11 protein-coding genes are annotated in these 10,114 nt (G+C 71.9%); 1 reads left to right on the top strand and 10 read right to left on the bottom strand.

Annotation, left to right across the window (positions count from 1 at the left end):
• The first annotated feature begins 139 nt into the window (after window positions 1–139).
• Window positions 140–889, top strand: a complete 750-nt coding sequence (locus tag ACFWI8_RS35425) for a GntR family transcriptional regulator (RefSeq protein ID WP_387100129.1) — start codon at window positions 140–142, stop codon at window positions 887–889.
• Between the two features lie 1,193 nt (window positions 890–2,082).
• Here the strand turns inward: ACFWI8_RS35425 and ACFWI8_RS35430 are convergent.
• The 10 genes from ACFWI8_RS35430 to ACFWI8_RS35475 all read right to left on the bottom strand — a co-directional run bounded on the left by ACFWI8_RS35430 (window position 2,083) and on the right by ACFWI8_RS35475 (window position 9,751).
• On the bottom strand, window positions 2,083–2,313 hold the full coding sequence (locus ACFWI8_RS35430; protein ID WP_387100132.1) for a hypothetical protein: 231 nt from the start codon (window positions 2,311–2,313) through the stop codon (window positions 2,083–2,085).
• A gap of 1,001 nt (window positions 2,314–3,314) precedes the next feature.
• Window positions 3,315–4,619, bottom strand: coding sequence for a hypothetical protein (locus ACFWI8_RS35435; RefSeq protein ID WP_387100135.1), 1,305 nt, complete (start codon window positions 4,617–4,619; stop codon window positions 3,315–3,317).
• Between the two features lie 606 nt (window positions 4,620–5,225).
• Window positions 5,226–5,459 carry a hypothetical protein gene (locus tag ACFWI8_RS35440; protein WP_387100138.1) on the bottom strand — a complete coding sequence of 78 codons (234 nt, stop codon included), beginning with the start codon at window positions 5,457–5,459 and terminating at the stop codon, window positions 5,226–5,228.
• Window positions 5,460–5,580: 121 nt separating this feature from the next.
• The gene (locus ACFWI8_RS35445; RefSeq protein WP_387100141.1) at window positions 5,581–6,852 is read right to left on the bottom strand and encodes a hypothetical protein; all 1,272 of its coding nucleotides are present in this window, start codon (window positions 6,850–6,852) and stop codon (window positions 5,581–5,583) included.
• 129 nt (window positions 6,853–6,981) lie between these two features.
• Entirely contained in the window at window positions 6,982–7,230 is a 249-nt protein-coding gene (locus ACFWI8_RS35450) for a hypothetical protein (RefSeq protein WP_387100144.1), read from the bottom strand.
• Window positions 7,231–7,324: 94 nt separating this feature from the next.
• Window positions 7,325–7,450, bottom strand: a complete 126-nt coding sequence (locus tag ACFWI8_RS35455) for a hypothetical protein (RefSeq protein ID WP_387100147.1) — start codon at window positions 7,448–7,450, stop codon at window positions 7,325–7,327.
• The gene (locus ACFWI8_RS35460) at window positions 7,450–7,614 is read right to left on the bottom strand and encodes a hypothetical protein (protein ID WP_387100149.1); all 165 of its coding nucleotides are present in this window, start codon (window positions 7,612–7,614) and stop codon (window positions 7,450–7,452) included. Before ACFWI8_RS35460 ends, ACFWI8_RS35455 begins: the two co-directional genes overlap by 1 nt.
• Window positions 7,615–7,853: 239 nt before the next feature.
• Window positions 7,854–8,669 carry a hypothetical protein gene (locus tag ACFWI8_RS35465; RefSeq protein WP_387100152.1) on the bottom strand — a complete coding sequence of 272 codons (816 nt, stop codon included), beginning with the start codon at window positions 8,667–8,669 and terminating at the stop codon, window positions 7,854–7,856.
• Window positions 8,670–8,672: 3 nt separating this feature from the next.
• Window positions 8,673–9,155 (bottom strand): hypothetical protein, encoded by a 483-nt coding sequence (locus tag ACFWI8_RS35470; protein ID WP_387100155.1) that lies wholly within the window; start codon window positions 9,153–9,155, stop codon window positions 8,673–8,675.
• A gap of 23 nt (window positions 9,156–9,178) precedes the next feature.
• Entirely contained in the window at window positions 9,179–9,751 is a 573-nt protein-coding gene (locus tag ACFWI8_RS35475) for a hypothetical protein (protein ID WP_387100158.1), read from the bottom strand.
• Between the last annotated feature and the right edge of the window lie 363 nt (window positions 9,752–10,114).

The raw sequence follows: 10,114 nt of genomic DNA on the forward strand, positions 1-10,114 counted from the left end.
GGCGGTCGGCTCGGCCCCGGTGTGTGCGCACCGGGGCCGACCTGTTCCCGGGGTGTGCACCCCGGGGACTGCATAGTGCACTAGTACACCACGCACGTCAACATGTACTGTGCCGTGTAGCGCACCAGTGCGCCAGTGCATGAGGAGGAGAGAGAAAGTGCAGGTAGACCGCACGCCGCCGTATCTCCAGGTGGTGAAGGAGCTCAGGCGACAGATCACGGACGGCGAGCTGTCGGACGGCGACCGGGTCCCGTCCGTCCGCCAGCTCGCCGCGCAGTGGGAGATCTCGCAGGCCACCGCGATGAAGGCGTTGGCCGCGCTGCGGGCGGACGGGCTCGTTGAGTCCGTCGTCGGTGTCGGCACGGTGGTGCGAACCCGCCGGGTCCACCACAGCGCCGCCGACCGGTTCGAGCGCGCCCTGAAGACGGGCAAGATCTACCCGGACGGCCAATACGCCGTTATCACCGAGGCGTCGCTTTCCTCGGATATCCCCGATTGGGTTCGAGACCTTTTCGGGGCGGAGGAGGGAGCACAGCTCATCAAGCGGCACCGCGTGACGCGCACGGACGAGGAGGCCCTTAGCGCGTCTACCAGCTACTTCGCCGCCGAGCTGGCCGAGTTGGCGCCTCAGCTCGTCACCAAGGAGCGGATTATCGGGGGCACGCCTTCCGCGATTCAGGAAGCGACCGGGCGGCGCATTTTCGAGACCACCGAGGCAACGACGGTTAGCACTGCCACAGATGAACAGGCGGAAGAACTTGGAATTCCCGCCGGTTCTCCCGTAAGCCTCGGACGGAATGTGTCGTACGACGGGGCCGGGGACATCATCGAGGTCGGGGAGTCGGTCTCCATTCCCGGTCGGTGGCGATTCCACCGGAGCCGCCACTGAGCACCACAACTGACCGGGTGCACACCCCTGTCAGTCATGGTGCACACGACCCGCCAAGCGCGCCGGGGCATTCCAGCTCCGGCGCGCTTTCACATGCGCCCGACCCGACGCCCGAATTCGCGCCGGAACCAGGCCGTAAACCGGCTCGTTCGTCGTGCACACCACGGCGGCCGGACGCGTGGCCCGGGGCGTGGTCCAAACTTTCTCTACTCAATCAAGGGGGCGGGCCGCTGGCCCGCCCGCCCGGGCTGCGGCCTCACGGCCGGTCCCGGTCGGCGGCCACCGCCCGCCCCAGAACGCGAGCACCAGGACGACGCCCAGCCAGGCCGGCCGCAGGCTAGTCCTCGTCCTCCGGCCACAGCGGGACGGCACCCGGGTCCGGCCGACGCTTCCCCGCCCGGAACGAAACCCACGGCGACGGGGGAGAGGCCGCCCGTCCCCCCGCAGCTGGCGGCGCCTCCGGCTCCTGCTGCTGCTCGGGCGCGGGTTGGGCATCCGACACCGACCCGTCACGTGACAGGTCCGGGCGAGTCACAGACCCGTCACGTGACAGGTCCGAGACGTTCTCGGAGTCGTCACGTGACGAGTTCGGGCCTGACGAATCCGGGCCGAACCGGGCGCCAGCAGCAAGAAGGCTGTCCCGCCACGCGCGGTTCTCGGCTTCCTCGATCCGGCGGGCCTCGTAGGCGCGTTGCCGGCATCCCTGCTTGCAGTACGTCGGGACGGGGCCGTTGGCGGACTTCCGTTCGACGGGTCCCCGGCACCAGGCGCACCGCCGTTGTGGCGTCGTCGTCATGCCCGCCACCCAACCATCCGGCCGGCACGGGGCACAGCCGCGGCCGCCGTTCAACGCGACGGCCGCCAGCACCAGCTGGCCGTTGCGCGGAATCGCTGAGCGGCCTAGGGCGTCCGCCGCGGCCGACTGCACGCCGCCACGAAGGTACGTCCAAAGAAGCAGCTACGGGGGGAGGGGTGGCCTCCCGGATTGCCGTCACGGTGACCGTGGCGGGCCGCTGCACTGGCTCTCTCTGCCGAACCGCGCCCGCCCGACCGTCGCCTTGGGCCGAACGGCCGGCGCCGCATGCGGGTTGCGCGCACCTCGCTGACGCTCGGCCGTTCCTATCGCTGGTCCGCGTAAATCTGACCCGCCGCGCGGCACCGGAAGGCGCGGCCGGCCGGCGCCGAACTGGCGGTCACTGACCACCGACGCCCGGCCGTGGCCGGCCGGCCGCCGGAGGGGAGAAGACGACGCGCGGGCCAACGCGTCGAGCAGCTGCACGCCACCCGCCCGCGATCGTCGCGGAGCCGAACTCGAGCGCCGACCACGACACCGACACCGGCACCAGCACGACCAGGACGCCGTCGTCGAGCACCAGGACCACGACGACGACCAGGAGCACGCCGCCGACGACGCCCCGGCGCACTCACCGACCGTCACGAAGACCCGGATCCCGCACACCCTTGCATCTCGACCGGACGGCACTCTCCGTCACACCGAGACGACCGAAGCTCTTGCATTCACAAGATCACGAGGCATGACACAAACACTGCTACAGAACACACCGAGGCATTCCTGATGAGTCGGAGGAGTGAGCAGTCGAGGCACACCGTTTGCACTCCGGCCGCGCCAAGATCAACACGCCCACACCTCTTGCATTACGAACTGACCCCGGCGGAAGTACCAAGGTATCTACGGATACGGACCGCCGGTCCGGTGCACAGGAGCGAGTGCACACCGGGCACACCGGTGCACACCGACCCATGGAACCGGGGGAGCGGAGCCGACCCATGGACGTCCGTCCGTCGTCCGCTCGCGCCTGCGCGCGTAGGCCGGCACCGGCGGACGGACGGACGACCGGTCGAGGCCCGGACCGCGCGCGGGGGAGGGCGGCGTCGAGTCGCCGGCGCGCGTGGTGATCATGGACGCGTGACGCACCGCCGCCCGCTGGGAACCGGCCCCGCCGACGTCGAGCCGGCCGCCCCCGAACCTGTCGACCGCCCGCGGCTCCTGGCCGTCGAGTTGGCCGTCGAGCGCGCCCGCCAGGAGCAGCCGGCGACGGCATCCACGCGCCCTCGAAGCGGGCGCCGGCGCCTCGGGGAAGGGCCGCCGGCGGGCGGAGCAAGTTAGTGGACATCGTTACGTTACGGCTCCGCGTCACGATGCCCAGGGGTCGGCCGAGGACGGCCGGCGCGGGTGATCCCGAGGCGTTCCCGGGGTGCTCCGGGGGTGATCCTGCGGGATCACCTTCCCCCTCCCCGACCAGCACTTTTCCGCCGCCAGAACCGAGACCACACCCACGCTACGTCCCTTGGTGAGTGTGGTCTCGGTTCAGTCAGTGGGTGCTGGTCGGGGAGGGGGTTCCGGGTCGGAGCAAGTTAGTGGACAAGGTGACCTTGGGTGGCGGGGACGGCGGGGGAGGGGGAGCTATTCGAGGGTGGGTGGCTGGAGTTCTTGGGCGGTGAGGCCGAGTTCGTCGAGGGCGGCGGATAGGCCGGGGAAGCCGCCGATTTCGGCGGCCATGGTGACGTCGAAGTCGAGGCCGAGGCGGCACACGCGGCGCCATGTGTCGGTGTCGACGGCGGCGAAGCCGGCGCCGTTCTCCTCCTCCCCCACGATCGCCTCGTCGGTGGCCTCCTCGCCCATGCCGAGCGCGTCGCGAAGGTGCCGGCTCCACTCGATCGCGCGCCGGCCCCGGGTCGCGGTCTCGTACTCGTCCCACAGCTGGCGGAGCCGGGCGAGCCGCGCGTCGACGTCGACGCCGAGCTGCTGCGCGGTGTCGGCGTCGAGGCTGCGGTACTGGCGGTAGAGCTGCAGCAGCTCGAACGGCGTGCGCGAGCCTTCGTCGGCGGCGCCGCGCATCTTGGCGCCGGCCTTCATGTCGAGGCGGGCCAGCTCGTTGCCGACGCCGATCTCCCGCGGCTTCTTGCCCGGTCGCTCCTCCTGGACCTTGGCGATGTACTTGCCGGCCTCCCGGGCGTCGCGGACGGTCCGGATGCGGTCCCAGCGCACGCCGTACTTCTTCGACGGGCGGAACCCCTGCTTCTCCAGCCACTTGGACCACTGACGGTCCCAGCGGTCCTGCATGCGCTCGAAGTTCGCGAGCGTCTGACGGTCGGCGTCGTTCAGGCCGGCGCGGTCGGCGGTCTTCGGGTCGGGCACGTGGAAGTACGACACCGGGGTCGGGTCCCACTCCGGCATCGTCCAGCCCTCCGGCCGGTTCTCCTTGCGCGGGATCTGCGGGCGGGGGGTCTGCACCGCGCCCATGAGGACGATCAGGTGCAGGTGCGGGTGCCAACCGTTGCGCTCGGAGTGCGTCACCTCAGTCGATCGGATGATGCCGACGACGCCCATGCGTTGACGCTCGCCCTCACGGCCGCGTGCGCGGTCGCCGGCCCACTGCGCACCGGACGTGAGCGCGGTGAACGCGTCGCGGATCGCGTCCATGAGGTCGTCGAGGCGATGGCGCTTGTAGTGCCGGGCGGTGAGCGTCACCAGGTACGCAGCGCCGCCGTTCTCGACATGCCGGACGCACGCCTCGGAGGCGTCGTCGGCGCGGCGGGCCCGGATCTTGGCCGCGTCGACGGGGCAGCACCAGATCGAGTGACACCGGGTGGTGCCGGAGGTGTACACGCGGCCGTCGCGCCGCTTGAAGACCACGCCCTGGTCGTGGTCGATGACGCCACGGCCGCAGGCCCTGACGCCGGGGATGTGGCTGATGTTCCAGAGCACCCGGCGGCCGGCGAAGCGCTCCTTCTGGCGCGCCCGCCGCAGCGCCTCGGACGCGTCGTCAGGAGTCCACTCGCCGCCGTCAACGATGCTGGTCAGAGCGCCAAGGTGACCGTGGCTCAGGCCCGGGGGGGGAAACTCTGTTTCCCTCTTACCGAGCGGCTCGCCCGTGGCGGGCGCGGCAGGGTTCTCGACCTGACGGCCGGAGGGGGCCGAGGAAGGCCGCTGCGCGGCCGTAGAGGCCCGCAGACGACGGCGGCGGGCGCGGCCAGCCTCAAGGGCGGCACGGTGGCGCTGACGGGCCTCTGAGACCGTCTGGGGCGCGGGGAGAGTGACGTCCGGCTCATTGGCCGGGTCGGCTGGCGACAACGCCAGCGCGTGCTTTACGCTGCTCAAAGCGTTTGTGGTCCTTTGTGTCTGCCGTAGGAAGCGAGCTGAGGGCCACGCGAGCGGCTGGACTGGCATCCGGCCGCTCACGCATTTAAGGGCTTGATCATGCCGTATCGGTTGGTGCGCGTGGTGGTCGACCCACCCAAGTGACCGATGTGACTGGTTAGTCCGACAAACGGCCCGCACCCTCCTTGACCGGGTGCGGGCCGTTCTGTGTGGTCAGCGGCTGCGGGGGAACCGGCGGTTGGAGACCACCGCGTCGAGGCAGCCGCCGGGGAGGTCGACGACGCCGTCGAAGTCGGCCCAGGTCACGCCGTGGCGGGCGGCGGCGTCGAGGAGGTCGACCAGGAGCTCGGTCGCGGCGACGCGGTCGGATTCAGGGATCGGGTCGCCGTAGCGGTGCACGTCGGCGATTCGCTCAGCGGGTGTCCGGCCATGTCGGTCGGTGTGCATTCCTGATCTCCTGTCAATTTCGGTGCACAGGCGGTGTACACCGCGATTCTGATATTCGGTTCGAGTAATTCGGATTCCCCCGGCGGGAATTACCCCGGGGGATTCTCGAATTCCGCGCGGATTAAGCGTTTACAGCCTTCTTCAGTTCCCTGTAAACCCGCCCGACCAACGTAGCGGAACGGGTCGCGTAGCGGCCGGTCTTTCGGGTCGACCAGCCCTGCTGGAATCCGTACTCGATCCGGGCGCGCGCGGCGTCCTCGTCCAGTCGCTCAGTCGGGATCTCGAACTCGTCCGCGCCCTCGTCCTCGTCGGCCTGGTCGTCGTCGACCTGGTCCTCGTCGAGGGGGAGGACGACGTCGACGCGGGCCGGCCGGCCGGAGTCGGCGGCGTAGGTGCCGGCCGGCGCCGGCCGCTGCTCCTGCTGCCACCACTGCTCGACCGGGAGCTCGACCTGGTCGACGTCGAGCTCGAAGCCGGCCGGCGGCTGGACGGCCGGCGGCACGAGCGGCACCGCGGCCAGGGCCGGCACCGTGGCGAAGGACCACGGGGAGACGGGCCGGTGCGCGGCGAGCGCGCCGATGTGCTGCGCGACGGCCAGCTCCCGTTCCAGGCGGGCGCGCAGGCCCTCGTCGTGCGGGACACCGGCGGTGCTCAGGCCCCGGGCGATCCGCCGGGCGAGGCGCCGCTGCCGCGTCCCCTTCAGGTCCTCGTACCGGCCCAGACGGCGGGCGGCGGTGCGGATGGCTCGCTCCTGGGCGATCTGCTCGGCGGTGTGGTCGGCGGCGACAGCCACCCCGAGGCGGGCCAGGACGGCGCGCTGAACGCGGCGGACGACGACGGCGGCGAACGACTGGTTCTCCGCGCCCTCGTGCCGCAGCTCGATGCCCATGGCGAAGTGCCACATGAGGGCGGCGCCGATCGGGCCGAGGACCGAGCGCCAGAGCGCGGCCGCCACGTTCAGGCCCTCTTCCGGGGTGGTGGACTCGGCGAACGCCGGCACGCACAGGAAGAGGCTCAGGGCCCAGACGAGGACGCCGGCGAGGCCGGCGCGGCGCTGCGGGCCGCGCATCGCCTCCCGGGCCATGAGCGCGAGGCCGATGAGGATGGTCTCGCCGGCGAGGAACAGGCCGGCGCGCTCGTAGTCGTTGGTGATGCCGACCGAGTGCTCAGCGAAGCGCCAGGCCGTGTTGGCGCCGATCGCGGTGCTGATCAGGGCGCCGATGGTGGCGGCGAACTGAGCGATGGTCATACCGGCCCGCCCCGGCAGTTCGTCCGAGGCGGGCGCCGGCCGGCGCTTCGCGACGATCACGGCGGCGGTGACGAGGATCAGCAGCGACAGCACGACGGCCGCCACCTGCTGCCACGGCACCGGCAGTTCGAGGGGGATATCCACGGATAACTACTCTCTGTGTGGTGCGCGGGGTGCGCGTGGGGGGTGCGCACCAGTGTGCGCGGCCTGATTGCTGGGGGAGGGGGTGTACACCGGTCTGGTGCACACCCCCCGGGATGTGACGGTGCGTCGTCAGTCGCCGGCGCAGCCGCTGCACAGCTGGCCGGACGGTCCGAGGATGGGCGGGGCAGACGACTCGAACCAGGCGCCGCACAAGCAGCACTGCCAGTCGTAGGCGAAGGTGGCGGCGTTGGTCGCCGTGGTGTTCGGCCGCTGGCCCTTCTGCGGCTCGGGGTACCAGCCGCCGCGCGACGGCTGGTAGACCGGCCCGCCCTTCTCCTCCGTGGGACGGGGGGTGATCGGCATCGGCGTGAGTGCCATCCTGGTGGCTCCTGTTCCTTGCGGGATGGGACCCGAGGCGGCCGGTCGAGGCCGGCAAGCTGCGCCGGCCGCCTCGGGCATGGGGTGTGGGGGGTCAGTAGGTGTCCGGGGCGGCGGTGCCGCAGTCCGGGCACGAGCGCTCGAAGTCCGTGCAGGAGCGGTTGCAGCCGCCGCACGTCCACCAGACCCGGAGCACGGCGGCGAGCAGCCAGCCGCGCATCAGTGGGCACCGCCCGTCGTCTGCTGGTCGCCGGTCGAGTCGGACTGCGCGAGCAGCTGGTCGCGGTCGGCGCGGCGGGCCAGTTCGGGCGCCCAGACCTGGTTCAGGCGGCGGTCGGCCGCCTCCCGCTCCTGGGCCGTCGGCGGGGTGATCCGTGAGAGCATCGAGCCGTCCTCCTTGTCGGGGGATGAGGGGCGCGTCCGTGCTGTCCAGGCGTTGAGGGCGCGCCCTTTGGCATGTCTGGAGTCGGTATGGGGAGTGTGCACCGGTATGGGTGCTGTCCGGCTCCTTTCACCGCCGGTTCGAGACCGGCGGATCAAGCAGTCGACAGCGGTAGGGCGGTAGGTAGGGCGGGGGGTAGGGGACCCGGTAGGGAGGGTCTGACCTGGGAGAACTACCGGCCCTACCCAGCCCCCTGGGGGGCGCCAGGAGCGGGGGGAGGGGAGGCCCCGACCACCGCCCCGGCGGGCGCCTCGGAGACCGGCTCGTCGGCCGCCTCGGGGGCCGGCTGGGCGGGCGCCGGGGCGGGCCGCTCGGGGGCCGGCGGGAGGTCGGCCAGCCGGACCCCGACGCGGTTGCGCTGGCGGCCGTCGAAGCGGAGCTTCAACTGGTCGAGCACGGGCACGTCCCAGCCTTCCAACTCGGCACGGAGCGTGCCCTTGTCCCAGCCGGTGAGCAGGCCGCTTCGAAGGCCGGCATCGAGGACGTCGTCGAGGTGCGCGCCGTGGCGGTCGCCGGCGACGTCACGCACGAGCTGGAGCACGGAGTCCCGGTCGACGGCGGCCGGCGCCCCGTCCTCGTCGAGCTCCTGGCCGTCGCCGGCGGCGTCGACCTGGTCGTCGTCGGGGGAGTGCTGCCCCTGCTCCCCTGCCTCCGCAGGCGCCTTGACGCCGGGGGAGTAGGGGACCGAGGGCAGCACCCAGGCGGCAATGCACCAGCCGGTGACCGCCACGGCCGGGATGATCGGGTAGTCGCCCGTGGCGCGGACGGCGACGACGGCGCCGGCGACGACCGCCCCGAGGCGGCGAGCGGACCCCTGCCAGCCCTCCCCCGAAGCGACCCACAGCGTGGCCCGGCGGACCAACTCCTGCGAGCCGGCCGCCAGTTCGTCGAGCGCGTGGCGGGCGGACAGCACCTCGCGCACGCCGCCCCGCGGCTTGGCCTCCTGCTCCACGGCCGGCGCCTCGTCGACGACGGCCTCGTCGGTGTGCTGGTCCATGGCTCAGGCCCCCACGATCCGGCCCAAGCTAGCGAGCAGGTCGGCGCCCACGCCCCAGATGCCGCCGGCGCGGCCGGCGACGTACGCGGCGACGAACCCCATGACCGCCAGCTGCGGGAGCGTCAGCTTCCGCCAGTAGATGACCGCCGCGCAGACGCAGGCGACGGCGCCCATCCCGACGTTGCCGGCCGGCCCGGTGCCGGTGCCCACGCCCACCGCGATCAGCAACTCGCCCAGGATGTCGGCGGGCATGGACCAGAAGCCGCCGGCCGCCGCGTAGAGGGTGGCGGACATCGCCCCGAGCAGCAGCACGACGCCCCACGGGAGTTGCCGGCCCTTGTCGGCCGTCGCCTTCATGCCGAGCCACAACACCACGGTCACCACGAGCGCGGCGCCGCCGGTCCCGAGCTGTCCCAGGATCTCCCCGTCCATCACGCCCGGGGTCGCCTCCGCCGGAGCGGCGGCCACATCAGCAGCAATCAACATGATCAATCAGTCCTTTCCGCAGGTCAGAGGGAGGCGGCGGGCGCGTAGAGGCCCAGCGCGAGAACGCAGGAGGCAAGGGGGATACGGCCGATCCAGGCCAGGGGCGGCCACCAGCCGCGCGAGCGCATGTCGACGACCACGGCGGCGGCGGCGATCACCATCACGCCGAGGCTCAGCGCGGCGCCGATGCTGTAGTCGTCGCCGCAGTCCTCGATCCAGCCGTGCACCGCGCTGACCAGGCCCGTAAAACAACCGGCGCCGGCCGCCGAGCCGTTGTAGAGCAGGTGGCGGGACGGCGCGGACAGGTCCGCGTACCAGTCGGCCGCCGACTGCTTCGGCCGCGCCAGACGGGCCGACCGCCGCTTCTTCTTCGGCCGGTCCCCCGACTCGTCGCCGTCGTCCTGGTCCTCGTCCTCGTCGACCTGGTCGTCGTCCTGGTCCTCGTCGAGGTCCTGGTCGACGTCCTCGTCGACGTCGTCGCCCGGGGCGCTGACCTGGTCCTTTTCGGTGACCGGCGGCGCTGCGGTGTCGGCCGACCCGTCGTAGAGCCGGTCCCACCAGTCCGCCGGCACGGTCTCCGTCTGGTCCGTGCTCATCGCCGGCCCCCCTGGCTCATCCGCGACCGCAGCCGAGCCCTCAGGCTCAGCTCAGCGGCATCGGGCGCCCCAAGGCGGAAGTCCTCCGGCACGGCCGGGAGCTCTGGCCGGGCCTCACCGGGCCGGACGGCCGGCGGCAAGATCAGCCGAGTGGAGGTGTGCACCTCACCCGACCTGCGAAAACGCCCATGGACACGGGCCCAGAGCAGCGCCAGCCGGCGCCGCAGTGCCACGATCGGCACGTCGATCTCCTCTCCATCCACTTCGAGGCGGTCGGCTCGGCCCCGGTGTGTGCGCACCGGGGCCGACCTGTTCCCGGGGTGTGCACCCCGGGGACTGCATAGTGCACTAGTACACCACGCA

The organism is Streptomyces sp. NPDC127098 (genome assembly GCF_042722465.1).
Classification (GTDB): domain Bacteria; phylum Actinomycetota; class Actinomycetes; order Streptomycetales; family Streptomycetaceae; genus Streptomyces; species Streptomyces millisiae.

Coding starts and splice junctions, on each gene's coding strand:
- ACFWI8_RS35450 (WP_387100144.1), bottom strand. CDS start 7,230: ATGGCACTCACGCCGATGCCGATCACCCCCCGTCCCACGGAGGAGAAG.
- ACFWI8_RS35425 (WP_387100129.1), top strand. CDS start 140: ATGAGGAGGAGAGAGAAAGTGCAGGTAGACCGCACGCCGCCGTATCTC.
- ACFWI8_RS35465 (WP_387100152.1), bottom strand. CDS start 8,669: ATGGACCAGCACACCGACGAGGCCGTCGTCGACGAGGCGCCGGCCGTG.
- ACFWI8_RS35440 (WP_387100138.1), bottom strand. CDS start 5,459: ATGCACACCGACCGACATGGCCGGACACCCGCTGAGCGAATCGCCGAC.
- ACFWI8_RS35460 (WP_387100149.1), bottom strand. CDS start 7,614: ATGCTCTCACGGATCACCCCGCCGACGGCCCAGGAGCGGGAGGCGGCC.
- ACFWI8_RS35455 (WP_387100147.1), bottom strand. CDS start 7,450: ATGCGCGGCTGGCTGCTCGCCGCCGTGCTCCGGGTCTGGTGGACGTGC.
- ACFWI8_RS35470 (WP_387100155.1), bottom strand. CDS start 9,155: ATGTTGATTGCTGCTGATGTGGCCGCCGCTCCGGCGGAGGCGACCCCG.
- ACFWI8_RS35475 (WP_387100158.1), bottom strand. CDS start 9,751: ATGAGCACGGACCAGACGGAGACCGTGCCGGCGGACTGGTGGGACCGG.